Annotated in this window: 26 protein-coding genes; 17 read left to right on the top strand and 9 right to left on the bottom strand. The window is 71.8% G+C overall.

Annotation, left to right across the window (positions count from 1 at the left end):
• Positions 1–12: 12 nt before the first annotated feature.
• The 3 genes from AC3WRM_RS16140 to AC3WRM_RS16130 are packed head-to-tail and all read left to right on the top strand — an operon-like array spanning position 13 to position 2,551.
• Positions 13–1,077 carry a FecCD family ABC transporter permease gene (locus AC3WRM_RS16140; RefSeq protein ID WP_492249577.1) on the top strand — a complete coding sequence of 355 codons (1,065 nt, stop codon included), beginning with the start codon at positions 13–15 and terminating at the stop codon, positions 1,075–1,077.
• Complete coding sequence (locus AC3WRM_RS16135; protein ID WP_492249578.1) at positions 1,074–1,886, top strand: ABC transporter ATP-binding protein; 813 nt, start codon at positions 1,074–1,076, stop codon at positions 1,884–1,886. The genes AC3WRM_RS16140 and AC3WRM_RS16135 overlap by 4 nt, the downstream gene beginning before the upstream one ends.
• Complete coding sequence (locus AC3WRM_RS16130) at positions 1,883–2,551, top strand: (2Fe-2S) ferredoxin domain-containing protein (RefSeq protein ID WP_492249579.1); 669 nt, start codon at positions 1,883–1,885, stop codon at positions 2,549–2,551. The genes AC3WRM_RS16135 and AC3WRM_RS16130 overlap by 4 nt, the downstream gene beginning before the upstream one ends.
• Positions 2,552–2,672: 121 nt before the next feature.
• Here AC3WRM_RS16130 and AC3WRM_RS16125 read toward each other — a convergent pair whose 3' ends face one another.
• A complete protein-coding gene (locus AC3WRM_RS16125; protein WP_492249580.1) occupies positions 2,673–3,638 on the bottom strand; it encodes a CE1 family esterase in 966 nt (321 codons plus the stop codon).
• Positions 3,639–3,723: 85 nt separating this feature from the next.
• Here AC3WRM_RS16125 and AC3WRM_RS16120 point away from each other — a divergent pair, with 85 nt between their 5' ends.
• A complete protein-coding gene (locus tag AC3WRM_RS16120) occupies positions 3,724–4,716 on the top strand; it encodes a DNA topoisomerase IB (RefSeq protein ID WP_492249581.1) in 993 nt (330 codons plus the stop codon).
• A 3-nt stretch (positions 4,717–4,719) separates the two neighbouring features.
• Here the strand turns inward: AC3WRM_RS16120 and AC3WRM_RS16115 are convergent, their stop codons facing one another.
• The 4 genes from AC3WRM_RS16115 to AC3WRM_RS16100 form a co-directional block, all read right to left on the bottom strand.
• Positions 4,720–6,087, bottom strand: coding sequence for a dihydrolipoyl dehydrogenase family protein (locus tag AC3WRM_RS16115; RefSeq protein WP_492249582.1), 1,368 nt, complete (start codon positions 6,085–6,087; stop codon positions 4,720–4,722).
• Positions 6,088–6,163: 76 nt separating this feature from the next.
• Positions 6,164–7,114 (bottom strand): 1-aminocyclopropane-1-carboxylate deaminase/D-cysteine desulfhydrase, encoded by a 951-nt coding sequence (locus AC3WRM_RS16110; RefSeq protein WP_492249583.1) that lies wholly within the window; start codon positions 7,112–7,114, stop codon positions 6,164–6,166.
• Positions 7,111–8,316 carry a S8 family serine peptidase gene (locus AC3WRM_RS16105; protein ID WP_492249584.1) on the bottom strand — a complete coding sequence of 402 codons (1,206 nt, stop codon included), beginning with the start codon at positions 8,314–8,316 and terminating at the stop codon, positions 7,111–7,113. Before AC3WRM_RS16105 ends, AC3WRM_RS16110 begins: the two co-directional genes overlap by 4 nt.
• Before the next feature lie 10 nt (positions 8,317–8,326).
• Positions 8,327–8,776, bottom strand: a complete 450-nt coding sequence (locus tag AC3WRM_RS16100; protein ID WP_492249585.1) for a PGPGW domain-containing protein — start codon at positions 8,774–8,776, stop codon at positions 8,327–8,329.
• Between the two features lie 128 nt (positions 8,777–8,904).
• Here AC3WRM_RS16100 and AC3WRM_RS16095 point away from each other — a divergent pair, with 128 nt between their 5' ends.
• The 5 genes from AC3WRM_RS16095 (at position 8,905) to AC3WRM_RS16075 (ending at position 14,155) form a co-directional block, all read left to right on the top strand.
• A complete protein-coding gene (locus AC3WRM_RS16095; RefSeq protein ID WP_492249586.1) occupies positions 8,905–10,212 on the top strand; it encodes a class I SAM-dependent methyltransferase in 1,308 nt (435 codons plus the stop codon).
• Positions 10,209–11,015, top strand: a complete 807-nt coding sequence (locus tag AC3WRM_RS16090; protein WP_492249587.1) for a DUF1295 domain-containing protein — start codon at positions 10,209–10,211, stop codon at positions 11,013–11,015. The genes AC3WRM_RS16095 and AC3WRM_RS16090 overlap by 4 nt, the downstream gene beginning before the upstream one ends.
• Positions 11,016–11,017: 2 nt before the next feature.
• The gene (locus tag AC3WRM_RS16085) at positions 11,018–11,923 is read left to right on the top strand and encodes an NAD(P)H-binding protein (protein WP_492249588.1); all 906 of its coding nucleotides are present in this window, start codon (positions 11,018–11,020) and stop codon (positions 11,921–11,923) included.
• Positions 11,924–12,384: 461 nt separating this feature from the next.
• Positions 12,385–12,996 (top strand): hypothetical protein, encoded by a 612-nt coding sequence (locus tag AC3WRM_RS16080; protein WP_492249589.1) that lies wholly within the window; start codon positions 12,385–12,387, stop codon positions 12,994–12,996.
• 43 nt (positions 12,997–13,039) lie between these two features.
• Positions 13,040–14,155, top strand: coding sequence for a helix-turn-helix domain-containing protein (locus AC3WRM_RS16075; protein WP_492249590.1), 1,116 nt, complete (start codon positions 13,040–13,042; stop codon positions 14,153–14,155).
• Between the two features lie 791 nt (positions 14,156–14,946).
• Here the strand turns inward: AC3WRM_RS16075 and AC3WRM_RS16070 are convergent.
• Complete coding sequence (locus AC3WRM_RS16070; RefSeq protein WP_492249591.1) at positions 14,947–15,636, bottom strand: iron-dependent transcriptional repressor DtxR; 690 nt, start codon at positions 15,634–15,636, stop codon at positions 14,947–14,949.
• 46 nt (positions 15,637–15,682) lie between these two features.
• Here AC3WRM_RS16070 and AC3WRM_RS16065 point away from each other — a divergent pair, with 46 nt between their 5' ends.
• Together AC3WRM_RS16065 and AC3WRM_RS16060 are read left to right on the top strand one after the other, a co-directional pair.
• Positions 15,683–17,038 (top strand): cryptochrome/photolyase family protein, encoded by a 1,356-nt coding sequence (locus tag AC3WRM_RS16065; protein ID WP_492249592.1) that lies wholly within the window; start codon positions 15,683–15,685, stop codon positions 17,036–17,038.
• A gap of 52 nt (positions 17,039–17,090) precedes the next feature.
• Positions 17,091–17,810 (top strand): hotdog family protein, encoded by a 720-nt coding sequence (locus tag AC3WRM_RS16060; RefSeq protein ID WP_492249593.1) that lies wholly within the window; start codon positions 17,091–17,093, stop codon positions 17,808–17,810.
• 72 nt (positions 17,811–17,882) lie between these two features.
• Here AC3WRM_RS16060 and AC3WRM_RS16055 read toward each other — a convergent pair whose 3' ends face one another.
• Complete coding sequence (locus AC3WRM_RS16055; RefSeq protein WP_492249594.1) at positions 17,883–19,139, bottom strand: MFS transporter; 1,257 nt, start codon at positions 19,137–19,139, stop codon at positions 17,883–17,885.
• 50 nt (positions 19,140–19,189) lie between these two features.
• Between AC3WRM_RS16055 and AC3WRM_RS16050 the strand changes: the two genes are divergently transcribed.
• Positions 19,190–19,468, top strand: a complete 279-nt coding sequence (locus tag AC3WRM_RS16050) for a hypothetical protein (protein WP_492249595.1) — start codon at positions 19,190–19,192, stop codon at positions 19,466–19,468.
• 22 nt (positions 19,469–19,490) lie between these two features.
• Here the strand turns inward: AC3WRM_RS16050 and pdxH are convergent, their stop codons facing one another.
• The gene (pdxH, locus tag AC3WRM_RS16045; RefSeq protein WP_492249596.1) at positions 19,491–20,147 is read right to left on the bottom strand and encodes a pyridoxamine 5'-phosphate oxidase; all 657 of its coding nucleotides are present in this window, start codon (positions 20,145–20,147) and stop codon (positions 19,491–19,493) included.
• Positions 20,148–20,227: 80 nt separating this feature from the next.
• On the opposite strand from pdxH, the gene AC3WRM_RS16040 reads away from it, so the two are divergent.
• A complete protein-coding gene (locus tag AC3WRM_RS16040; RefSeq protein WP_492249597.1) occupies positions 20,228–21,346 on the top strand; it encodes a citrate synthase 2 in 1,119 nt (372 codons plus the stop codon).
• Positions 21,347–21,455: 109 nt separating this feature from the next.
• The gene (locus tag AC3WRM_RS16035) at positions 21,456–22,274 is read left to right on the top strand and encodes an aldo/keto reductase (protein WP_492249598.1); all 819 of its coding nucleotides are present in this window, start codon (positions 21,456–21,458) and stop codon (positions 22,272–22,274) included.
• Between the two features lie 119 nt (positions 22,275–22,393).
• On the opposite strand, the gene AC3WRM_RS16030 is transcribed toward AC3WRM_RS16035, so the two are convergent.
• Positions 22,394–22,600 carry a hypothetical protein gene (locus AC3WRM_RS16030; RefSeq protein WP_492249599.1) on the bottom strand — a complete coding sequence of 69 codons (207 nt, stop codon included), beginning with the start codon at positions 22,598–22,600 and terminating at the stop codon, positions 22,394–22,396.
• A gap of 180 nt (positions 22,601–22,780) precedes the next feature.
• Between AC3WRM_RS16030 and AC3WRM_RS16025 the strand changes: the two genes are divergently transcribed.
• The 3 genes from AC3WRM_RS16025 to AC3WRM_RS16015 form a co-directional block, all read left to right on the top strand.
• Entirely contained in the window at positions 22,781–23,572 is a 792-nt protein-coding gene (locus AC3WRM_RS16025; RefSeq protein WP_492249600.1) for a purine-nucleoside phosphorylase, read from the top strand.
• 35 nt (positions 23,573–23,607) lie between these two features.
• The gene (locus AC3WRM_RS16020; RefSeq protein ID WP_492249601.1) at positions 23,608–25,344 is read left to right on the top strand and encodes a phospho-sugar mutase; all 1,737 of its coding nucleotides are present in this window, start codon (positions 23,608–23,610) and stop codon (positions 25,342–25,344) included.
• Between the two features lie 95 nt (positions 25,345–25,439).
• Positions 25,440–25,686 (top strand): leucine zipper domain-containing protein (locus AC3WRM_RS16015; RefSeq protein WP_492249602.1); only part of this gene is annotated, 247 nt, incomplete at its 3' end.

The raw sequence follows: 25,686 nt of genomic DNA, 5'->3' as shown, positions 1-25,686 counted from the left end.
GAGGCTGTCAGGATGCGGGAGACCCACCCGGTGCGGGATCGGACCGGCCCCAGGTCGGCGACGCCGGCCTGTCTCGTCCTCGTGGCCCTGCTCCTCGCGACGATGGCCGCCGCGCTGGCCGTCGGCTCGGTGAACGTGCCGCTTCACACGGTCCTCGAGGTGGTGGCGCGTCGCGTCGGGGTCGGCGACAGCGAGGTGACGCTCCTGCAGGACCGGATCGTGTGGCAGCTGCGGCTCCCCCGCATGGTCGGCGCGGCCGCGGTCGGTGCCGGACTCGCCGTCACCGGAGCCGTGCTGCAGTCCCTCACCCGCAACGAGCTGGCGGATCCCTACCTGCTCGGCATCTCCAGCGGAGCCGCGGTCGGCGCGGTCTGCGTGCTGGTCCTCGGAGTCGGGGCCGGCGCCCTCGCGTCGACCGCGTCCCTGACGCTCGGCGCCTTCCTCGGGGCGCTCGGGGCGCTCGGTCTCGTGCTGGCGCTGGCCGCGGGTCGTTCCGGTGTGCTGCCACCCTCGCGGACCGTCCTCGCCGGCGTCGTGGTCGGTCAGCTCTGTGCGGCCTTCACCTCCTTCGTGGTCCTGTCCGACGGCGACGGCCAGGCCGCACGACGCGTCCTCTCGTGGACCCTCGGCTCGCTCGCGGGCGTCCGCTGGCCCACGGCTCTGGTGCTCGTGGGCGTGACGTCTGCTGGGCTCCTGCTGGTGCTGTCGTTCACCAGGCACCTTGACGCGTTCGCCTTCGGGGAGACCGCCGCCCGCTCGCTCGGCGTGCCGGTCGAACGGACGCGGTGGGTCCTCATGGCGGGCACCGCGCTGCTTACCGCCTGCCTCGTCGCGTTGTCGGGAGCGATCGGCTTCGTGGGTCTCGTGGTGCCGCACGTCGTCAGGCTCCTGGTGGGCTCGGCCCACGCCGTGGTGCTGCCGCTCAGCGCGATCACGGGCGCACTCCTGCTCGTCGCGGCGGACCTGGCGGCCCGCAGCACCCTGGAGAACCAGGAGGTCCCGGTCGGCATCGTGACGGCGGTCGTCGGGGCGCCGTTCCTCGCCTGGTTGCTGCGACGTGAGGCGAGGGGCACGTGAGCGCCGCGCCCGCCCGACTGGTCGCCGATGGCGTCTCGTGGACCGCCCCCGAGGGGGTGCCGGTCCTGCGTGACGTCGACCTCGTCGCGTCCCGGGGACGCGTCACCGGCCTCCTCGGTCCGAACGGGTCCGGCAAGACCACGCTGCTGCACGTCCTGGCCGGTCTTCGCCGCCCCGCCACAGGTCGGGTGACCCTCGACGACCACGACGTGCACGGCCTCTCCCCCGGCGCCCGGTCCCGGTCGGTCGCCGTGCTCGAGCAGCACGCGACGACCAGTCTCGACCTCGGGGTGCGTCAGGTCGTGGAGCTCGGCCGCGTCCCGCACCGCTCACGCTGGAGCCTGGCGCGCGACGACGCCGAGGAGGTCGTCGAGCAGGCCATGCGCCTGTGCGGGGTCACCGCCCTGGCCGCACGGCGCTGGTCCAGCCTCTCCGGCGGTGAACGGCAGCGGGTCCAGCTCGCCCGAGCGCTCGCCCAGCAGCCACGTCTGCTCGTCCTCGACGAGCCCACGAACCACCTCGACCTGGGCCACCAGATCGACTTCCTCGCCACCGTCCGGTCCCTCGGCACGACGGTCGTCGCGGCGCTGCACGACCTCGAGCACGCGGCCGCGTTCTGCGACCACCTCGTCGTGCTCGACCACGGACGGGTCGTCGCCTCCGGCGACGTGGGGGACGTGCTGACGTCGGACCTTCTCGACCGCGTGTACGGCGTGACAGCCGACGTCGAGCGGCACCCCGTCGTCGACCGCCCCCACGTGGTGTGGAGCGGGACGTCTCGGGCCCTGGGTCAGCCGGAGGCGCCGTGACCGAGCTCGTGCTGGTGGCGATGTCCGTCGACGCCGCCGCCCGCGTCGACGACCTCCTGACGTTGGCCGAGACCGTCGGTGCACGTCACGCGTACCTGCAGAACGGCGACCCTTCGCTCGTCGACGTCCTGGACGAGCTGGCGGCCGCCGGAGTCCAGGAGATCACCCTCGTGGCCGCGCCGTCGGGCGGCGGGGCGGCACCCGCGCGCTCGTGGCTACGTCGCGTCGCGGGGCACTGGCTGCGTGACCGGGACGCCACCCAGGTGCTGACGGTCGCGGGACGACCCGTCAGCGGAGCGGAGGCACCGCTGACGTCGTCCGCCTGGGAGGACGTCCCCGCGCACGCGCACCAGCTCCTGGTGTGCCGCGGACCTCGGTGCGCGGCTCGGGGCGCGGCCGACACGGCGTCGGCGCTCCGCGGAGCCTTGCGCGACCACGGGCTCGGCGACGACGACGTCCTCGTCACCCAGACCGGCTGCCTCTTCCCCTGCAACCACGCACCCGTCGTGGTGGTCCACCCCGACGACGCCTGGTACGGACCCGTGGACGCCGACGGCGCGTGCTCCCTGGTCGAGACGCTCGCCGGCACATCGGTGGACCTGCCTCGACGCCTCCCCCGTGGCCCGCGCACCGCATCCGACGACGGCCCCGCACCGTCACCCTGAGCCGACGGTGCGCGCTTCCCCCGCGCCTGGGCCTGAGGCCCTCCAGGGGTTGGCGCGGGGGAAGCCGTTCCTCACGGTAGTGGTCGCGACCCTCCCGGGGCGAGGCCCTCGGCGGTCGAGGTCAGGGCGCCTTCAGCCCGAAGAAGTCGGCCATGAGCCTCGTGGCGTCGACCGACGAGGTCGTCTTCCCGAGGACGGGCACCTCGAAGCCGGCACCGGGCCAGGTGTGACCGCCGTCGTCGATCACGTAGGCCTGCAGCCGACTGCCGTCGGAGCACCCGCGCCACGTCTCACGGACGACGTCGGAGGCGACGTCCTGGCGACGCGGCTCCCGCGCACAGCCGTCGTGGCCGGCCCAGTCGCGCAGCACCGTCTGCACGGCGCGGACGGGGAAGATCGGCGTCTCGCCCCCCTGGTACGGCACCACCTCGTCGCCGGTCCCGTGGAAGTAGATGATCGACGTCGGCGGCGCGTCGCCGCAGGCCGCCTGGTCGTAGAAGGTGGCGGCGACGCCACCGTAGGCGCGGAACGGGTAGCCGCCGCGGCAGGCCATCGCGAAGACCACGGCCGAGCCGTTCGACATGCCCGCGGCGAACTGGCGGTCGGCGTCGACGCACCACTCGTCGCCGAGGCGCTCGCTCAGCTGCAGCCAGAAGGCGGCGTCGGACCGGGGCTGGTCGGCCGTCGCCATGACGTCCCACTCCCGACGCGGCTCGAGCGCCTGCGGCGCCACGACGATGAAGTCGCGCTCGTCGGCCACGGTGGGGAAGCCGGAGTAGGTGAGGACCTGCGGGGCGTTGCTGCCCAGCCCGTGGAAGAGGTACACCACGGGCAGGGCTCGACGTCCGTCGTAGCCGGGCGGGACGTGCACGACGTACGACCGCTGCGAGCCGTCCACGTCGATCGTGCGCGTCACGTCGCGCGTGCCGCCGGTGACGTCGTCCGGGACCCTGCCGCAACCTCGGGCGTCTCCCGCGGAAGAGGTCGGCGTCGCCGATGCGGACGGCTCGGCGCGGTCCGCGTCGCCGTCGCGCGTGCAGGCGGTCAGGGCCAGGGACAACGCGACGACCGCGACGAGAGCTCGCACCCTCGTAGTCTGCCTGCTGGCCGCGAACCCGACCGCACGAACCGCTCGGCTCGCGGCCGTCCGGCGCCGCGCCTACGGTCGGAGCATGGTCCGCCTGCGTCGCACGTCACCGTCCATGGCCGGCTGGACCCGGGTGAAGCACGGCCGAGGATTCCGCTACCTCGACCAGGACGGCGCGCCGTTGGAGGAGATCGACGTCGCGCGCTGCAAGGAGCTGGTCATCCCGCCCGCCTGGACCAAGGTGTGGATCTGCCCGGCAGAGAACGGGCACCTGCAGGCGGTCGGCACCGACGACGCCGGACGTCGCCAGTACCTGTACCACCCGGCCTGGCGGGAGCGCCGCGACGCCGAGAAGTTCCAGCACATGGAGGGCTTCGCCACGGCGCTGCTCGAGGCGCGCGACTCCGCGCGCGAGGAGGTGGCCGACGACGCGACCCTGCGGAGCACGGCGGCCCTCGCCTTCTGCCTGCTCGACCTCGGCATCTTCCGGGTCGGCTCGGACCGCTACACCGACGAGAACGGCAGCTACGGGCTCACGACGATCGAGAAGCAGCACGTGCGACGCGACGGCGACGCGCTCGTCTTCGAGTACGTGGCCAAGAGCGGTCAGGACCTCGAGGTCTCGCTGCGCGACGAGCGGCTCGTCGCGGCCCTCGAGCCGTTGCGGCGCCGACGCACCGGCGGTGACGTGCTGCTGGCGTACCGGGGCGGCGACGGCTGGTCGACGCTCGGGGCCACGGCGGTCAACGACTACGTCAAGGAGGTGCTCGGCGAGGAGTACTCGGCCAAGGACTTCCGCACCTGGCGCGGCACCGTGATCGCCGCGGCCGCCCTCTCCTCCTCGGACGCGTCGACCAAGACCGCCCGCAAGAAGTCGGTCGCCGCCGCCATGCGCGAGGTCGCCGAGCACCTCGGGAACACGCCCGCCGTCGCCCGCTCGTCCTACGTGGACCCGAGGGTCGTCGACCTGTTCAGCGACGGCGTCGTCGTCGCGGGTGGCCACCGCCCGGTCGCGCCGGGCGAGCCCGTCAGCCGCACCCTGGAGAAGCAGGTGCTCGAGCTGCTCGGCAAGGCCTGAGCGTCAGGCGTCGAGCTCGCCGAGCGCGCTCTCGACCGCCCGCCAGAACGTCGGGTAGGCGTAGACGGAGTTGCGCAGCGTCGCCAGCGGCACCTCGCCGCGGACGGCCACGGCCAGGCCGGAGACGGTCTCGCCTCCCGTCGGACCGACGACCGTCGCACCCACGAGCACGCCGCGCGCGGCATCGGCCACCAGCTTGACCGTGCCCTCGGCGCCCGGACCGTGCGTGAACCCGCGCGAGCTCTGCGCGAGGTCGGTCGTGGCGACCCGGACGTCCATCCCGTGCTCGCGGGCCTGCTTCTCGGTCAGGCCGACCCCTCCGACCTCGGGGTCGGTGAAGGTCACGCGCGGGAAGGTCTGGTCGTACTCCGGGAGACTCTCACCGAGGATCGCTCGCGCCGCCCGGTCGGACTGGTACATCGAGACGTGGGTGAACGCGCCACGGCCGGCGACGTCGCCGACCACCCAGAGGCCGTCGGCGGCCCGCATCGCGTCGTCGACGTCGATCGAGCGGGCCTGCGGGTCCAGGCCCACGGTCTCGAGGCCGATGTCGGCGATCTGCGGCGTGCGACCTGCGGCGACGAGGAGCTGCTCCACGTGCAGCGTGCCCGACGCGAGCTCCAGCGTGAACTGCTGTCCGTCGTGCGACACGGAGGCGATGCGCTCGCCCTCGCGGACGTCGATGCCGTCGCGCTCGAACGCGCCGCGCAGCACGTCGGCCGCCTCGGGCTCCTCGGGGCCGAGGATGCGGGGGCCGACCTCCACGACCGTGACCTCGCTGCCGAACCGCGCGAACGCCTGCGCCAGCTCGAGCCCGATCGGACCGCCCCCGACCACCGCGAGCGTCGCCGGCAGCACCGACGCCTCGAGCGCCTCGTGGTTCGTCCAGAACGGGGTGCCGGCCAGGCCCTCGATCGGCGGCACCGCGGCACGAGTGCCGGGGTTCAGGACCACGCCCCGACGCGCCTCGACGCGCGTGCTGCCGCCCCCGGTCAGGTCGACCTCGACGACCCGCGGCCCGGCCAGCCGGCCGTGCCCGCGCAGCAGGCGCGCGCCGGACTTCTCGAGGCGCTCCGCGGCGACGGTGTCGTCCCAGTCGTCGGTGGCCTCCTCGCGGATGCGGCGAGCGACGACCGAGAAGTCGGGCTCGACCGTGGCCGCGCCGGCCAGCTCGGCGGCACGGCGGGTCTCCGCCACCGCTCCGGCGGCGCGGATGAACATCTTGGACGGGATGCAGCCCCAGTAGGGACACTCACCACCGACCAGGCCCGACTCCACCGCGACCACGTCGAGGCCCTCCCCCGCCAGCCGGGACGCCAGCGCCTCTCCGCCGGGTCCGAGTCCGATCACCACCACGTCGCAGGTCGTCATGTCCCCATCCTGCGGCAGACCGCCGACACGGGCCAGCGGGCCACCGGCCGACCGTCCTGGCGCCCCGTGGAGACGCCTAGGGACGGGGCCCGTGCGTCTGGAGGAAGAGCACGGGGCCCGACGCCACGCGCGCCCGGACGGCCGCGAGCGCCTTCGCCGTGTAGACCGGCTCGAGGTGCAGGCCCTGCTCCGCCGCCCACGCGAGGGCGGCCTCGCCCTCCGGGGTCGAGGCCCCGTAGGTGGCGCCCAGCCACCCGTGGTCGGCGTCGAGGTCGTCGGGCGTGACGCGGACGTCGACCAGGGCGCCACGCGTGCGCAGCAACGACGCGGTGTCGTCGGCCAGGCGCGCCACGGTCACCGCGTCGAGGCGGAAGGAGTCGTTGACGACGACGCCGAGCACCCGCGAGCGCAGCCCCGCCATCCGCAGGCCGAGCGTCAGACCTGCCGCGGTGCCCCCGGAACCGACCGCCGTCACGACCGTCTCCGGCTCGGGCAGCAGACCTGCGCGCACCTGCTCGGCGATCTCCAGCGCCGTCTCCACGTAGCCGAGCGTGCCCACGGGCGACGAGCCACCGGCCGGCAGGTACGCCGGTGTCCTCAGCCCGTCGGCGTAGCGGGCCAGAAGGAAGGGCGCCGCTGCGCGCAGCCGGGCGACGGAGCGGAAGCGGTGCACCACGGCACCCGAGGCGTCGAGACGGCGCGTCTGCTCGCGCACGTGGTCGTCCACCGGCTGGTCGACCAGCCCCAGCACCACGCGCAGACCCTCCTCCCGGCCGTACAAGGCCGCCGCGAGGCCCCAGTGCGTGCCGATGCCACCCACCGTGAGCAGCGTGCCCCGCTTGCGACGCCGCACGTCGGGCAGGATCCACTCCAGCTTGCGGACCTTGTTGCCGCCCCAGCCGCCGTCGCCGAAGACCGACTCGTCCTTGAGCCAGAAGCCGTCGAGCTCGCGCACCGGGGTGGGGCCGCGACCCAGCCGCGTCCAGGGCAGGTCGGCGCCCGGGAACCGGCGCAGGAGCAGGCTCATCCGACCAGCCGCCGCACGTCGAGCAGACCTGCGCCGAAGGTCTGGTCCTTGCCTCGGGGCCCGAGGTCACGGGCCGTCTCCTCCAGCCGCGCCGCGACCCGCTGCGCGCTCAGGCCCCGTCGGCTCATGGCGAGCGCGGCCGCTGCCGCGACGTAGGGCGAGGACATCGACGTGCCGCTCAGCGCGCAGTAGACGTCGCGGCACGACAGGCGGTCGTCCCGCGGGACCGTCGACCAGATGCCCCGTCCGGGAGCGACGACGTCGACCCACGAGCCGCAGCTGCTGAACGACGAGGCCCTCAGGTCGGCGTCGACCGAGCCGACCCCGACCACACCGGGGTAGGCCGCGGGGTACTGGACGGGGCGGAACAGCGCGCCGCACCCGTTGTTGCCCGCCCCGGCCACCACGAGCACACCCTTGCGCTGGGCGTACGCCACGGCCCTGGCGAGGGCCGGGTCGTCGGTGCCGACCGACAGCGAGAGGTTGACGACCTGCACCTTGCGGTCGACCGCGAGCAGCACACCCCGGGCGACGTCGTCGCTGGAGCCCTTCCCGTCGGCCCCGAGCACGCGGATCGGCAGCACCGCCGCACGGGGCGCCAGACCGGCGACGCCGCGACGGTTGCCGGCCACGGCTGCGACGATGCCCGCCACGTGCGTGCCGTGCCCGTGGGGGTCGCGCGAGACGGTCCCGCCCTGGAGGACGTCGACGCCCCGCATGACGTTGCCGCGCAGGTCGGGGTGGCTGCGGTCGACGCCGGTGTCGACGACGGCGACCACGGCGCGGGGCGTGGAGCGCGTGGCGCGTCCGTCGGCCCGACGCCAGAGCGTCTCCGCCTGGAGCCGGTCGAGCGCCCACTGCCGTCCGCGCAGGGTGTCGTTCGAGCGCAGCGCCCCCACCGGTTGCGCCATGGAGACGGTGACCGCCGACGGGTCGTCGAGCTGGGTGGCCACGACCCGCAGCGCGTGCGCACGGTCGGCGACGCGCACGGTGCGCACCACGGGCCGACCGTCGGGCGCGGTCACCGACGTGACCACCCTGAGCGCCCCGCGGGACGGCGCAGCGGCGACGATGCGCGCTGCGGCGGCGTCGGAGGAGCCCACCTCCGGCGCCGCGGACGCGGGCACGGCGACCGCGCCCGCCAGGGCCGTGACGACCGCCGCCAGGGCGGTCGATCGGGCGCTGCGTGTGCGTGAGGTCACGGGCGGGAGACTACCGCTCCCGCCACCTCAGCACGCTGTACACGAGCAGTCCCCACGCCGCGCAGGCCGACCCGACCAGGCCGAGACCCGTGGCCCAGCCCGCCGCGGGAAGCCGCGGGCCGAACCCGACGCCGAGCACCTCGAACTCCGGGATCGTCGGGCTCACCCACCACACGACGCCGAGGACGGCGAGCCAGACGCCGCCGAGAGCGCTCAGGGCGATCCGGGGCCAGGTGGCCACGCCGAACCGAGCCGCCTCCACCGCCTTCGCGCGCAGGGGGTCGAGCACCCGGCGAGCCCAGGCGTGCTGGCGCGCGAGGATCGTGATGCCGGCGAGGATGATCAGCAGGCCGGGTCCCGGCAGCGGCCAGAGGATGATGCCGATGACGACGACCGTCCAGCCCAGCACCTCGGTGACGACCCGCTCCACCACGCCCTGGTCGCGGCGCTGACCTTCCATGCGCACAGGATGCCGCACGGTCCCAGCCGCAGCACCCGACGCCCACCGATCCCGGACGCCGGCAGCGTCGAACCACCCTCGCGGACCCCGGCTGGCGGGGCCGACCCGACCGGACCAGGATTGACCTCATGAACAAGGCTGCTGCGCTGCACTCACTCGCCGAGGACGCCCTCGGCATGACCCTCCCCGTCCGACTGCGGCTGTGGGACGGCAGCGAGGCCGGCCCGGAGGATGCACCCGTCCTGGTCCTGCGCGACAAGCGCGCCGTCCGGCACGTGCTGTACTCCCCCGGCGAGCTCGGCGTCGCCCGTGCGTACGTGCAGGGCGACCTCGACATCGAGGGCGACCTCGCCGACGGCCTGCGCACCATGTGGGAGGCCGTCCGCGACGCCCGTGCGGCCGACGCGAGCGCCGCTCGCCCGCGGATCAAGGCGCGGCACGCACTGCGCGGCGCCTGGCTCGCCGTGCGGCTCGGCGCGATCGGACGTCGCCCGAAGGCACCGGCCGCCGAGTCGAACCTGACCGGCGAGCTGCACAGCCGCGAGCGCGACCGTGCCGCGATCAGCCACCACTACGACCTCTCCAACGACTTCTACGAGCTCGTCCTGGACCCGCAGATGGCGTACTCGAGCGGGTTCCACGCCGATCCGACGTGGTCCCTGGAGCAGGCGCAGACCGCCAAGCTCGACCTCGTCTGCCGCAAGCTCGGCCTGCGGCCCGGCATGCGGATGCTCGACATCGGCTCGGGCTGGGGCTCGCTGAGCCTGCACGCCGCCGAGCACTACGGCGTGCACGTCACCGGCGTCACCCTCTCCCACGAGCAGCGCGACTTCGTCATGAAGCGGGCCGCGGAGCGCGGGCTGCAGGGTCGCGTCGAGGTGAGCCTGCGCCACTTCCGCGACCTCTCGGGTGCGGGCGTGACCGACGGAACCATCGACGCCATCGCCTCGATCGAGATGGGCGAGCACGTGGGCGACGAGGAGTACGTCGTGTTCACCGAGTCGATCCACCGCTACCTGCGTCCCGGTGGCCGCGTGCTGATCCAGCAGATGTCACGCAGCAACGACCAGGTCGGCGACCGTCCCGGCGGCGGCCCGTTCATCGAGACCTACATCGCCCCCGACATGCACATGAAGCCGATCGCCAAGACGATCGGCCTCATCGCCGGCGCCGGGCTGGAGATCCGCGACGTGCAGGCCATGCGCGAGCACTACCCCATGACCGTCGCCGGCTGGGCGCGCAACCTCGAGGAGAACTGGGGCACCGCGGTCGCGCTCGTGGGCGAGGAGACCGCCCGGGTGTGGCGCCTCTACCTGGCCGGCGGCTCTCTCGCGTTCGAGGAGAACCGCATGGGCGTCGACCAGATCCTCGCCGTCAAGCCGTCGCCGGCCGGACGCTCGGACATGCCGCTGACCCCGTTGGAGTGGCTCGCATGATCGCCAACGACGGCTCGCACAGCCTGCTCACGCTCGCGATCGGGCTGGCGACCGTCGTGGTCTTCATGGGCGTCTGCATGGCGATCTCGGTGCGCGTGCAGAAGCTCACCGTGGTCGACACCGCCTGGCCGCTCGGGTTCGTGCTCGTCGCCGTCGTGTCCGTCTTCGTGACGAACGCCGGCGACGGCATGCCCGCGCCGCAGCTGCTCCTGCTGGTCCTCGTGACGCTGTGGGGCCTGCGTCTCGCCGCGCACCTGCACCACCGCAACAGCGGCAAGGACGAGGACCCCCGCTACGCCGAGCTGGCCGAGGCCGACGGTCGATCGTTCGCGCAGGTGGCGCTGACGCGCGTCTTCCTCCCGCAGGGCATCGCGATGTTCCTCGTCGCCACCCCGGTCATGGTCGGCATGAACAACCTCGGCGTCGTCGGCTGGCTCGGGTGGCTCGGCGTCGTCGTGTGGGCCGTCGGCCTCTTCTTCGAGGCCGTCGGCGACTGGCAGCTCGCCCAGTTCAAGAAGGACCCCGACACCAAGGGGAAGATCATGGACCAGGGACTCTGGCGCTACACCCGGCACCCGAACTACTTCGGCGACGCCTGCGTGTGGACCGGCATCTGGCTGGTCGCCGCGTCGTCGTGGGCCGGCGTCGCCACGGTCGTCAGCCCGATCGCGATGACGATCTTCCTCACCAAGGTCACCGGGGCCGCGAACAACGAGAAGGGCATGCGCAAGAGCAAGCCCGGCTACGACGACTACGTGCGTCGCACGAGCGGCTTCATCCCCCTGCCCCCGAAGAAGGCCTGAGCATGGCGCCGGTGCTCGTCACGGGGGTCACCGGCTTCGTCGGTGCGCACCTGGCTGCGCGGCTCGTCGAGCTCGATCGCGAGGTCCGCGTCCTCGTGCGCGACCCTGCGCGGCTGCCCGACGCCGACTGGGTGCGGCACGTCGAGGTCGTGCAGGGCGACGCGACCGACCCCGCGTCGCTCGAGCGAGCGCTCGACGGCGTCTCCGTGGCCCACTACCTCCTGCACGCGATGTCCGACGGCGACGACTACGCCGCCGCCGACCGCGAGATGGCGCAGACGTTCGCCGCCGCGGCCGAGCGGGCCGGGGTGCGCCGCATCGTCTACCTCGGCGGCCTGCGCCCGCCGGCCGACAGCGAGCCGACCGAGCACCTCGCGTCGCGCGACGAGGTCGCGCAGATCCTCCTCGCCGGGGCGGTACCGGCCGTCGTCCTGCGGGCGGGCATGGTCATCGGGCGCGGGTCGGCGTCGTTCGACCTCATGGAGGTCGCCACCCGCCTGCTGCCCGTCGTCGTGGGCCCGACGTGGCTGCGCCGGCACATGCAGCCCGTCGCCCTCGACGACCTGCTGCACTACCTCGTCGCGGTCACGGACCTCGACGAGGACGTGAACCGCGGCTTCGACGTCGGCGGGCCCGACGTCATGAGCTACCGGGAGCTGCTGGAGGCGCACGCGCAGGCGTCGGGGCGTCGGCGTGCTCCCGCGCTGCTGTTCCCCGTGCTGCTGCCGCACACGTTCAGCCTGGTCGTCGGCACCCTCGCGCCCGGGTCGAGCTCGTTGAACGCGGCCCTCGTGCACAGCCTGAGCCTCGACATGGTGTGCACCGAGCGCGACCTCGAGGCTCTCGTCGGCCCGCCCGAGGGCGGTCCGACCGGGGTCGAGGAGGCGCTGCGGCGCGCGAACGCCTGACAGAGTCTTTCATCTCCGCGCGGTTCAGCGGCCCAAGGAGACAACTGGCCAACGCAGACGATGCTGTTACGTGCAGCAGGTCCAGTCCATCCATCTTCGTGAAGGCTCTGGTCACGAAGGCAGGCGTTGTATGAACGAGCAACTGTTCCCATGCCGAAGTGAGCACATTTCCTGATGATGGAGAGGCCCGGGACGCGATAAGCGAGGTGGTGTCCAAGCTGTTGGGGCCACCCTGCCGGGCAGCATCTTTGACTCCAGCGCTCGCTCTCTGATGCCGTGGTCGAGAGACTCAAGCCGTCCAGCATGCCTTGCGCCTGCTCGTGGCATGAAGCACGCCGAGTACAACCCGAGGGCTTCGCAGGAAATGGCTGGCGTCGATCGATGCAGCTCACGACCTCTCGACCCCAGAGAGGAATTCTGCTCGAACAGGTGTTCCCTGTGACATGTGATAAAATTTCCTCATGGCCATGTCACAGCTGTCTCGGGGGGAACTCGAGGCGATGAACTACATCGCGCACGAGATCGAGGAAGTCTTCAGCGCTCGTGGTCATACTGTGACGAAAGCACTGGACGGCGACCCCAGCTACCGCCGCGGCAACGGTGCGCGTGCGCAGCTCATCAAGGCGCTCGTTGAGGACGGGATTCAGCGCGGAACGTCCGCTGTGCAGATGGGGTGGGAAACAGGTACCGGCGGATGCCGTGAGATCCACTCAACCAGCGAGGCCGCATACAAGCTGTTCAGGTTGCGCAAGGCAGAACTGGACGAGAACGACCAACTCGTGCTTCTCGGAGACGAGAGCATCCTGGCCGGTCTCGAACCTCCTTCCCTCGCGTTCGCTGCGCAAGAACGATGGGTTTTCGCCTACACCGTTTCTGGCGACGCTCCAGGGCGGTACGCGGTAGCTCCAGTGTTGGGCGTGACTGCAGGCTCACCCGGTCATCTGGTACTCGGACCAACGACTTGGCTCGACTCGACCGCGCCGATGCAGGACCCGGGTCGGTTCACGCCGGCCGACGAGGCTCTGGAAGGGTTCGAGGACGTCGAGGACGACTACCTCGACGGCGCCCGATAGACCCACGAAACTTCCCTGCACGCACGACTGAGAGTGTGAAACCGTGCCGCACCACTCCGCTGGATCGACCGTTAGACGACTGCGCCTTGCGAACGGCCTCGAGCAGACCAAACTCGGGGAGACTGCTGAAATCTCGAGCGGCGCCATCTCGATGATCGAGAACGGCAGACTGCATCCCAACGACGAACAACTCGAGGCGCTAGCCGACGCGTTGGGCTGCTCAGCGTTCTTCTTGAGAACCTCCCATCAAGATCCCGTCACCACCAAGCCCTGGTTGCGCGCCTACGCGGACGCACCCAAGCGAGAGGTTGACCGGTTTGTCGCCGACAGCGAACTCGCCGTAGGTGCATTCGAATCGCTTCGCCTTCGCCGCGTGCCCGACAACCTGCCGGCGTTCGACGGTGATCTCGAGGACGACGACCAGATCGAAGCCTTCGCTGGAGAGGTGCGCCAAGCCGCGAAAATCGACCCTGGCGCCGTAGTGCTCAATAGCGTGAGAGCAGCAGAACGGCTTGGCGTGATAGTCCTGCCAATGGACTCCGAGCTCGGGCGGCATATGGGCCTGTCTCTTCGAGTTGATGGGGTGCCGGTCATCCGCGCAGCTCGCCAAGGGGCCGTTCCGGGAGACCGTCAGCGTTTCACCATCTGCCACGAACTCGGGCACCTCGGACTTCATCACGCAACGCCTTCGCCCACGACTCCAACAGAAGCAACTCGCATCGAGAAGCAGGCTCACCGTTTCGCTGGAGCTTTCCTCACACCGGCAGATGCGCTCATCGCCGACCTCCAGAATCTTGGCGGACGCGTCACCATAACGACCTTGGCGAAACTCAAGGCGACTTGGGGGTTCTCTATTAAGGCGCTAGTGATGCGGTTCAGTCAGCTTGGAGTCATCGACAGCGACCAAGCGCGCAGTCTCTACAAGCAAATGTCGGCGCGCAAGATGAACAAGGTGGAACCTGTTCTCGTCGACAACGAGGGTGCCCGCTGGGCAGCCGCCGCCTTGAAGTCTCATGACCCCGGCGAACTGCAAAAGCGCCTCGGCCTCGCTCGCTCATACTTCGATCGTTGGACGGATTGGTCAGCCGCGTCGACAGCGGAGGTCATTGAGCTCAGCTCTAGGCGTGCCCAGACCGATCCGCCTGGTGTGATTCTCTAACCGGGAGCTTCGGTAATGTCACATCCGTCCATCGTGCCCAAACTCTCCCGGCGGTCACTCCGATCAAGGCGCTGAAGCCGGGCGAGAACGTCGCGACTTTCGCGCACCCAGGCTGGTTCCAGACGCTAGGGTCGCGAGATGGTGAACTTCGAGTGCCCTACGTGTCAAACCAAGTGGGCGAGTGAGCCCGATGTGGACGGTCTGTACCAGGGTTACGGAACGCCAAAGTGCAGGTGTGGCGACCGGGGAACAGACTCAACGTCATACGTGGACTACCTGTGCCCGGGATGCCGCGACACATGGCGTGAGTATGACAATGGCGGACTTCCTTTTGGCATGTGGCCCAACTGCTCGAAGTGCGGCACGAGTGCAGAGCGGGCATAGAAGGCCTCCTTGGGCCGTCGGCACTCTCTTGAGGTCTGGTTCTGTCGCGCATTACCTGTTGACAAAACTCCTAACCCACAGCGTCGAATCGCAGGTCATTCAGGCACCGATCCCTCCGCGAGGGTTATCCGCGACTAGATCTGCGCGGCGCCGCCCGTTCGTCGCATCGGGGCCGCTTCCGTCCCGCTCTTGGGGCGGGTTAACGCTGTGGACTGCTGACGAAAAGCCAGGTCATCAGGCAGGGTCGGCTTACGCTCCAGCGTCACCTAAGAAGGTGAACCAATCGCAACGCAACTCCGGCGAAGGGGCGCATGATATGGCCGTACAGCGCAGTATGACTGGCTTGGACGATCTCAAGACCAAGCGCTACACGGGGCGGACACGGCTCCGCAGTTCAAAGCCCTCGACTACTCACTGACGAAGATGTGCACCGCGGCGTCGGCGTCGACCTCCGCCGTCTCGCCCTGCCGGGCGACGACGACACCGTCGTGGCCGCGCGAGACGAGGACGTCGTTGCCGGGCAGCGCGCCGACGCGGCGCAGCACCGACATGACCTCGGTGTCCTTCTGCAGCTCCTCGGCGATGCGCCGCACGATCCGGCGGACCGGCTCGTCGCCACCGCGGACCGCCTTCGTGAGCGGCTCCACACCGTGCAGGAACAGGGAGGGGTCGACGGTCTCGCCGAGCTCGTCCAGGCCGGGGATCGGGTTGCCGTAGGGCGACTCGGTGGGGTGCTCGAGCAGCTCGACCAGCCGGCGCTCGACCTGCTCGGACATGACGTGCTCCCAGCGGCACGCCTCCTCGTGCACGAACTCGATCTCCAGACCGATGATGTCGGTCAGCAGACGCTCCGCGAGGCGGTGCTTGCGCATGACGCGGGTGGCGAGGGCGCGGCCCTTGTCGGACAGCTCGAGGTGACGGTCGCCCTCGACGGTGAGCAGGCCGTCGCGCTCCATGCGGGCGACGGTCTGGCTGACCGTCGGGCCGCTCTGGTGCAGACGCTCGGCGATGCGCGCACGCAGGGGGACGATGCCCTCCTCCTCCAGCTCGAAGACGGTGCGCAGGTACATCTCGGTGGTGTCGATCAGCTCGCTCACGCGCCCATTGTTCCATGGCGTGCAGACAGCCCGCGCACGCGTGAGGATGAGAACCGTGTCGACCTCCGTGATCTGCTTCCGCTCCGACTTCCGGCTGAACGACAACCCCGCCCTCCGCGAGGCGATCGAGGCGGGTCCGGACGGGGTCGTGCCGATGTTCGTGCTCGACGACCACTACTGGGGACCGAACGGTCGGACCCGCCTGGCCTACCTCATGGCGCTCCTGCGCGACCTCGACGAGCGCGTCGGCGGGCTCACGGTCGTGCACGGCAAGCCGTGGGAGGTGGTGCCGCGTGTCGCGCGTGCGGTCGAGGCGACGAGCGTGCACGTGGCCGCCGACTACGGTCCGTACGAGAAGGAGCGCGACGACCGGATCGAGAAGGCCCTCGCCGACGACGACGTCGCCCTCGTGCGCACGGGCTCCTCGTACGCCGTGGCGCCCGGGCGGATCACGAAGGACGACGGCACCCCCTACCGCGTCTTCACGCCCTTCTACCGCGCCTGGCAGCAGCACGGCTGGCGAGCACCCGCCCCGGGTGTGCGGTCCGTGCCGTGGATCCGCGCCGATGTGCGCACCAAGCAGATCCCCGACGTCGACCCGCCCGAGGGCGTCACGCTCCCGCCGCTCGGCGAGGAGGCCGCCCGGCGTCGCTGGCGCGCGTACCTCGACCAGGTCGACGAGTACGACGACCTGCGCGACCTCCCGGGCCAGGACGCGACGTCGCGCATGTCGGTGCACCTGAAGTGGGGCACGATCCACCCGCGCACCCTGCTCGCCGACCTCGCCGAGCGGGGCACCAAGGGCGCGGAGGCCTACGCACGGGAGCTGGCGTTCCGCGAGTTCTACGCCGACGTCGTGCACCATCGCCCCGACACCCTCGCCGGGTACTACGACAAGCGGTTCGAGGCGATGGATTACGACGAGCCGGGCGAGGACCTGCAGGCGTGGAAGGACGGTCGGACCGGCTTCCCCATCGTCGACGCGGGCATGCGCCAGCTGCTCGCCGAGGGCTGGATGCACAACCGGGTCCGCATGATCGTCGCCAGCTTCCTGGTGAAGGACCTCCACCTGGAGTGGACCGTCGGCGCCGACCACTTCCTCGACCTGCTCGTCGACGCCGACCCGCCCTCGAACCAGCACGGCTGGCAGTGGGTCGCGGGCTGCGGCACCGACGCGTCGCCGTACTTCCGCATCTTCAACCCGACGTCGCAGGGCAAGAAGTTCGACCCCGACGGCACCTACGTCAGGCGGTGGGTGCCCGAGCTGCGCGGCGTGCCGCAGAAGTTCGTGCACGAGCCGTGGAAGCTCGACGAGCCGCCGGCCGACTACCCCGCCCCGATCGTCGACCACGCCGAGGAGCGTGAGGAGTCCCTGCGCCGCTACGCGGAGCTGCGCTCCTGACCCTGCGCGCACGGTCCTGGGTCGCCGGCCGGTCCGTGGTTACGGTGGGGCGGTGACGACGATCCCGCGCAGGTACAACGGACCCGAGCACTCCGGCAACGGCGGGTGGGTGAGCGGTCTGCTCGCCCACGAGCAGACCCACCGGCACGGCGGCGACGTCGTCACGGCGACGCTGCGCCAGCCACCCCCGCTGGAGGTGCCGCTCACGTGGGAGGAGCACCCCGACACGGTGCGCCTCGTGACCGCCGGTGGTGCGCTCATCGGCGAGGCCGCTCCTGGCGCGTTCGAGCACGACCCCCTCCCTGCCCCGTCGGCCGCGGAGGCCGAGGCCGGGGTGGCGTCGTACCCCGGCTTCACGCTGCACCCGTTCGACCGGTGCTTCACCTGCGGCACGGCCCGCGAGCCCGGCGACGGACTCCGGCTGTTCACGGGTCCCGTGGGCGACGCTCGGCGCACGGCGGGCACCTGGACGCCGGACCCTGGTGTGGCCGGCGACGACGGGCTGCTCGACGTTCCGACCACCTGGGCGGCGCTGGACTGCCCGGGCGGGTGGGCCGCCGACTTCACCGCCCAGGCGATGGTGCTCGGCCGCATGACGGCGCAGGTGCTGCGGCGACCGGCAGCCGGCGAGCCGCTGGTCGCGTCCGGACTGCTGCGGGAGCGCGACGGTCGCAAGTTCCGCACCGCGACCGCCCTGCACACCGCCGACGGCGAGCTGCTCGGCCGCGCCGAGCAGGTGTGGATCGAGATCGACCTCGCCCGCTTCTCCTGACCGTGACGATGTGGCCCCGGATCCCACCGATCGAGGGCCACATCGTCACGGTCAGCGGGGTGGGAGGGCTCGTCAGGGGGTGGGGTTGCGGGCGTCGTAGGCGCGGAACCCTCGGGACCGCAGGCCGAACCAGGCCGTCGCGACCACGCAGAGCGCCCCGCCGACGGTCATGGCCCACGCCTCGCCCGCCAGGCCGGCCAGCGAGCCCATCACGAAGTCGCCGAGCCGCGGACCACCGGCCACGACCACGATGAACACGCCCTGCATCCGACCGCGCATCTCGTCGGGTGCGGCGGTCTGCAGGATCGTCGACCGGTAGGCCGCGCTGACCATGTCGGCCGCACCGGAGCAGGCCAGCATCAGCACGCACAGCCACAGCAGCGAGGCGCCGGAGAACACCGAGACGCCGGCGAGGGCGACGACCGTGCCGTACACGCACACGGCCGCGACGACGGCCACGCCGTGGCGGTGGACCCGGCTGACCCAGCCGGAGACGAGGAACGCGGCGACGGCACCGATCCCAGGGGCCGCCTGCAGCAGGCCCAGGGTCTCCGGTCCTGTGGCGAACACCGTGACGGCGAGCGCCGGGAACAGCGCCCGCGGCTGCGCCAGCACCATGGCGAACAGGTCGACGACGAAGGTCATCCGCACGTTGGGCGCGGTGCCGAGGAAGCGCAGCCCCTCGACCACCGACCGCAGGCCCGGCGCGCCCTGGTGCGACGTCGGGGGCATCGCGGGGAGCCGCGACAAGGAGTACAGCGCGGCGACGAACAGCACGACGTCGACGAGGTAGGCGGCGTCGACCCCCTTCCACGCGATGAGGACGCCGCCGAGCAACGGACCGGCGGTGAAGGACAGGTTCGTGGCGGCCATGCCCAGTGCGTTCGCCGCCGGCAGCAGCTCGGCGGGGAGCAGACGCGGCAGCATGGCCGAGCGCGCAGGCTGGTTCACGGCGAACAGCGCCGACTGGACGGCCACCAGGCCGTAGAGGAAGCCGACGGAGTCGATCCCGGCGAGGCTGTGCGCGACGAGGGCCATCGAGCACAGCCAGAGGCCGAGCGCGGAGACCAGGGCGACGCGCCGCCGGTCGAAGGCGTCGGACAGCGCACCGCCGTACAGACCGCCGAGCACGAGCGGCAGCAGTCCGGCGAGCCCGATCAGGCCGACGGAGAACGACGAGCGGGTCAGGGAGTAGACCTCGAAGGCGATCGCGACGATCGTCATCTGCTGGCCGAACGCGGACACGGTCTGGCCGATCCAGAGTCGCCGGTAGGCCGGGGAGGCGCGCAGCGGGCGCACGTCGGTCAGCACCCCGGACAGTCGACTCACGCAACGATCCTGACGCATGGCCTGGACCGGCCGGTTGGCAGGATGCCCCCATGGCCCGTGCACCGATGTCGACGCAGAAGGTGCAGCAGTGGATCATCAGCCTCCTGGTGATCGCGGTGTCGTGCTTCCCGCTCGGCGCCCTCACCGCGGCGGTCGCGATGCTCTCCGCCGAGCGGCACGACGCGGCGCTGGTGCTCGTCGGCGTGATGGCGGCCCTCGGCGTGGCCGCGGTGTCCGCCGGGCGCCTCGTCCACCGCCTCTCCCCCGTGTCGCCGTGGACCCTGCTCGGCCTGCTCCCGGCCCTCGCGGCGGCGGTGCTCTACCTCTGAGCCCTGCGTCTTCCTCCGACCACTAGGGCTGGAGCCGCACCCGCTCCCAGCCACCGACGTCGCGGCGGTACAGCAGCCGGTCGTGCACGCGGTTGCGTCGACCGTGCCAGAACTCGATGGTCTCCGGGACCAGGAGGTAGCCGCCCCAGGTCGACGGTCGCGGCACCTCGCCGTCGACCGCCGCGTCCTCCGCGGCGCGCACCTGGGCCTCGAGGGCCCGGCGGTCCGTGACGGGTCGGGACTGGTGCGAGCCGACGGCGCCGACCTGGGCCCCACGCGGTCGGCTCGCGAAGTAGGCGTCGCTCTCGGCCGCCGGCAGGCGCTGCACGGACCCCTCCAGCCGCACCTGGCGCTGCACGGGGTGCCACAGCAGGGTGGCGGCCGCCCGCGGGTTCGCCTCGAGCTCGCTGCCCTTGCGCGACGTGTAGTGCGTGAAGAACGTGACGCCGCGCTCGTCCAGGCCCTTCATGAGGACGATCCGCACCGACGGGCGACCGTCGAGGGTCGCCGTGCCCAGCGCCATCGCGTTCGGCTCCGGCACACCCGCGTCGACGGCGTCCCGCAGCCAGCGGGCCAGGAGGTCGAACGGGTCGTCCCCCGCCTGCGCCTCGTCGAGCCCGCCCTCCTCGTACTCGCTGCGCATCGCCGCCAGGCGGTCGTGGTCGATCGGACGCTCCATGTCGCTCACGCTAGCGCCGGCGGGACGAGCGAGTAGGACTCGCCGTGCCGGGTGGCGACGGCTCAGGGCAGAATGCAGGCATGGCTGATGACGTACAGGTGCACCACGGGCTCGAGGGAGTCGTCGCGTTCGAGAGCGAGATCGCCGAGCCCGACAAGGAAGGGTCCGCGCTGCGGTACCGCGGCGTCGACATCGACGACCTCGTCGGCCGCGTGCCGTTCGAGAAGATCTGGGGCCTCCTCGTCGACGGCCACTACGAGCCGGGACTGCCGCCCGCCGAGCCGTTCCCCATCCCCGTCCACTCCGGTGACATCCGCGCCGACGTCCAGAGCGCCATCGCGCTCACCGCGCCCGCCTGGGGCCTGCGCCAGCTGTACGACATCGAGACCCCCGAGCAGGTGCGTGAGGACCTCTCCCGCACCGCCGTCATGATCCTGTCCTACGTCGCCCAGGCGGCGCGCGGCGTCGGGCTCCCCATGGTGCCGCAGGCCGTCATCGACGAGCAGGCGACGATCGTCGAGCGGATGCTGATGCGCTGGCGCGGCGAGGTGAACCCCGACCACGCCAAGGCCATCGACGCCTACCTCGTGTCGGCCGCCGAGCACGGCATGAACGCCTCCACCTTCACCGCCCGCGTCATCGCCTCCACGGGCGCCGACGTCGCCGCCGCCCTGTCCGGCGCGGTGGGCGCGATGTCGGGACCGCTGCACGGCGGTGCGCCCTCGCGCGTGCTGCACATGATCGAGCAGGTCGAGAAGTCCGGCGACGCCGAGGGCTACGTCAAGCAGCTCCTCGACTCCGGCGAGCGCCTCATGGGCTTCGGGCACCGCGTGTACCGCGCCGAGGATCCCCGCGCCCGCACGCTGCGCCGCACGGCCAAGGAGCTGAACGCGCCGCGCGCCGAGGTCGCCGAGGCCCTGGAGCAGGCCGCCCTCGCCGAGCTGCGCGCCCGTCGTCCCGACCGCGTGCTCGAGACCAACGTCGAGTTCTGGGCCGCCATCGTCCTCGACTTCGCCGAGGTGCCCCCGAACATGTTCACCGCGATGTTCACGTCGGCGCGCACGGCCGGCTGGAGCGCGCACATCCTCGAGCAGTACAAGAAGGGCCGGCTCATCCGTCCCTCGTCGATCTACGTCGGTCCGTCCGAGCGCAAGGCCGACGAGGTCGAGGGCTGGAACCCCGCCTGGGCCGACCGCTGACCCCACGTCGAGCCTGAACCGCGGCGCCCGTCCCGACCACGTCGGGGCGGGCGCCGTCGTCGTCGCGGCTCGGGCTGCGCATCACCAGCAGGCCCCTACGGTGGAGAGCATGACCGTACGCGACATCGCACTCAACGACGGCACGACGATCCCGCAGGTGGGCTTCGGCGTGTTCCAGATCGACCCCGCCGACACCCAGGCGGCCGTCGAGCAGGCGCTCGAGGTCGGCTACCGCCACATCGACACCGCCCGGATCTACGGCAACGAGGAGGGTGTCGGCGCCGCCCTGAAGGCCACGGGCCTCGCCGACGAGGTCTACGTGACCACCAAGCTGTGGAACGAGGACCAGGGCCACGACTCCACGCTGCGCGCCTTCGACGCCAGCATGGGCCGTCTCGGCCTCGACACGCTCGACCTCTACCTCATCCACTGGCCGACGCCCGCCCACGACACCTACGTCGACACGTGGAAGGCCTTCGAGCAGCTCCAGGCCGACGGCCGGGTCCGCTCGATCGGCGTCTCGAACTTCCGCGTGCAGGACCTGCAGCGTCTGGCCGACGAGGGACTCACCACGCCGGTGGTGAACCAGATCGAGCTCCACCCGGCCCTCACGCAGGACGTGCTGCGCGCCTACCACGCCGAGCACGGCATCGTGACCGAGGCGTGGAGCCCGCTGGCGCAGGGCCAGGTCCTCGACGAGTCCGCGGTCGTGGAGATCGCCGAGGCGCACGACGCGACGCCGGGCCAGGTCGTCCTGGCGTGGCACCTGGCCCTCGACAACGTGGTCTTCCCGAAGTCGGTCACGCCGTCGCGCATCGCCGAGAACTTCGCCGCCACCGAGATCACGCTCACCGACGACGAGCTGCAGCGCATCAGCGCGATCAACCGCGACGAGCGCACCGGACCGGACCCGGCCGAGTTCAACTGACCCGCACGCGACGAGACCCTGGCCATCCCCCCGAACGGCCAGGGTCTCGTCGTGTGTGATGGACCATCCCCCCGAGATGCTCCACCGCCGACCCGTCCCCCGACAGGCCGGACGTCGTGTCAGCCGGCGTCAGGCACCAGTCCCGCGACCAACGGCTGGATGCCGGCGGTGTCGTCAAGCGGCTGGATGCCCTCGCCCAGGGGCTGGATGCCCTGGCCGAGCGGCTGGATTCCCTGGACGGTCGCGTTCGCGGAGGCCGGGGCCACCGTGAACAGGGCGGCGGCACCGGCTGTGGCGATCATGGAGCGCGTGCGGTTCGTCGACACCGTGGTTCCTTCCGTCGTCGTCCTGGTAGCAGGAGACTACACCGAACTAGTCCTTTGGGACTAGACCCCAGTAGTCATCACTTTGTCCAGGTCTGCACGTCGCCCGTCCCTGGAACGCCGGGCGTGCACCCCAGGACCGGCCGCGGGTGCCGCGGCCGCGAGGTCTCGTAGGGTGGGACGGTGACCACCGCAGACCTCGCCCGCTCCGCCGCGGACGCCCTGGCCGAACGCACCGGAGGGGTGGCCCACGACGTCGCCCTCGTCATGGGCTCGGGCTGGTTGCCCGCGGCCGACGCGCTCGGCGCCCCCGAGCACGAGATCGCCCTGGCCGACCTGCCGGGCTTCAGCGCACCGGCCGTCGCCGGGCACGGTGGCACCGTCCGCTCGGTGCAGGTCGGCGAGCGGCGCGCGCTCGTGTTCCTGGGGCGCACCCACTTCTACGAGGGCAAGGGCGTCGCGGCCGTCGTGCACGGCGTCCGCACCGCCGCGGCGGCGGGCGTGCGCACGGTCGTCCTGACCAACGGGTGCGGCGGGCTCGACCCGAGCTGGACCCCCGGCACCCCCGTGCTGATCAGCGACCACATCAACCTGACGACCACCTCCCCCATCGAGGGTGCGAACTTCGTCGACCTGACCGACCTGTACTCCAGCCGCCTGCGCGCGCTGTGCCGCGAGGTTGACCCGTCGCTCGACGAAGGGGTCTACGTGCAGTTCCCGGGACCGCACTACGAGACGCCCGCCGAGATCGCGATGGTCCGCGCCATCGGGGGGACGCTCGTGGGCATGTCGACCACGCTGGAGGCGATCGCCGCCCGCGAGGCCGGCCTGGAGGTGCTGGGCCTGTCGTTGGTGACCAACCTCGCGGCGGGCATCTCCGGCGAGCCGCTGAACCACGAGGAGGTGCTCGAGGCCGGCAAGGCGGCCGCGAGCCGCATGGGCGCCCTGCTCGCCGACGTCATCCCCCGCATCTGAGCCGACCCGGCCACCCACGCCCCGAGGAGCCACCCATGTCCGTCGTCGACCTCGCCCTCGACTGGATCAGCCAGGACCCCGACCCGCAGACCCGAGCCGAGCTGCAGGCGCTCGTCGACGCCGACGACACGGCGGCGCTCGAGGACCGCTTCGGTACCCGTCTGCAGTTCGGCACCGCCGGCCTGCGCGGTGCCCTGGGCGCCGGGCCGAACCGGATGAACCGCGTCATCGTCGCCAAGGCCGCGGCGGGTCTCGCCGCCTACCTGCGGCGCGAGGTGGACGGAGAGCCGTCGGTGGTCGTGGGCTACGACGCGCGGCACAACTCCGACGTGTTCGCCCGCGACACCGCGGAGATCATGCAGGCGGCGGGCGTGCGCGCCTACCTGCTGCCCGAGCACCTCCCCACCCCGGTGCTCGCCCACGCGATCCTGCACCTCGGGTGCTCGGCCGGCGTCATGGTCACGGCCTCGCACAACCCGCCCCAGGACAACGGCTACAAGGTCTACCTCGGCGACTCCAGCCAGATCGTGCCGCCGGCCGACACCGACATCTCCGCGCTCATCGACGAGGTCGGGCGGGTCGACGAGCTGCCCCGCAGCGACGACTACACCGTCTGCGGCGCCGACGTCGCCGAGGCCTACGTGCAGGCCGTCGTCGACCTCGCGCAGGACGGCCCGCGCGACGTCGTGGCCGTCTACACGCCGATGCACGGCGTCGGACGCGACACCCTCGTCGAGGTCGTGCGGCGCACCGGTTTCGCACCCCTGCACGTGGTGGCCGAGCAGGGCGACCCCGACCCCGACTTCCCCACCGTCGCGTTCCCGAACCCCGAGGAGCCGGGCGCGATGGACCTCGCTCTGAAGCTCGCCTCGGAGGTGGAGGCCGACGTGATCGTGGCCAACGACCCCGACGCCGACCGCTGCGCGGTGGGAGTGCGCGTACCTGGCGGGGGTGCCGGGCCGCGGGCGGCAGGTGAGGCAGGCGGGGGTGCCGGGCCGCGGCCGACAGGTGAGGCAGGCGAGGCCTATCGGATGCTCACCGGCGACCAGGTCGGCGTGCTGCTGGGCGAGCTGCTGCTGCGACGTGGCGTGACCGGAACCTACGGGGCGTCGATCGTCTCCTCGGACATGCTCGGACGCCAGGCGGCTGCGCACGGACGCCCGTGGCAGCAGACCCTCACGGGCTTCAAGTGGCTGGGCAAGATCGGCGACCTCGCGTTCGGCTACGAGGAGGCGCTCGGCTACAGCGTCGCCCCGCACGTGGCCCGCGACAAGGACGGCGTCTCCGCGATCCTCGCGGTGCTCGAGCTGGCGGCGGCGCTGAAGGCCGAGGGTCGCACGCTCCTCGACCTCCTCGACGACCTCTACCGCGAGCACGGTCTGCACGCGACGGGCCAGCTGTCCGTGCGCGTGGACGACCTGTCGATCATCACCGACGCCATGAGCACCCTGCGCACGACGCCGCCGCGCCTGCTGGGCGGGCTGGAGGTGACGGCCGTCGACGACCTCGCCGACGGGTACGCGGGCCTCCCGCCCACGGACGGGATCCGCCTCGCCCTGGCACTGCCCCCGGCCACCGAAGCGGCGCCGCACGGGCCCGCGATCGACTCGGCGCGCATCATCTGCCGCCCGTCGGGCACCGAGCCCAAGCTCAAGTGCTACATCGAGGTCGTCGTGTCCGTGCGCGAGTCCGTCGACGTGTCGCGCGAGCAGGCCGCCGCGACGCTGGAGGCGCTGCGCTCCGATCTCGCGACGGCCCTCGGCCTCGCCTAGCTGTGATGTCCAGGGACGTTGTTTCTCTGGATAGGTGAAGGCCTCCGGGGTGAGAGTGGAGCTGTCTAGGTTCCGTCTCGTCCCAGGATGCCTTCGTGGTCCACGCTAACGCTGCTCTGACCCCTCGTGCTCGGCTTCGGCTGGCTCGGTTGATCGTCGAGGACGGGTGGAGACCGGCCGAGGCGGCGAAGATGTTCATGGTCTCGACCGTCACGGCCCGCAAGTGGGCGAACCGGTTCCGCGTCGAGGGACCGGCCGGGATGGTCGACCGGTCGAGCCGGCCCCGCTCGTGTCCGCATCGAACTTCCGAGCAGGTGAAGCGGCGGATCGTTGCTTTGCGGT

This window comes from Aeromicrobium sp. EU05-FHT14F07 (assembly GCF_058790455.1).
This window is presented reverse-complemented; position numbering and strand designations above follow the sequence as displayed.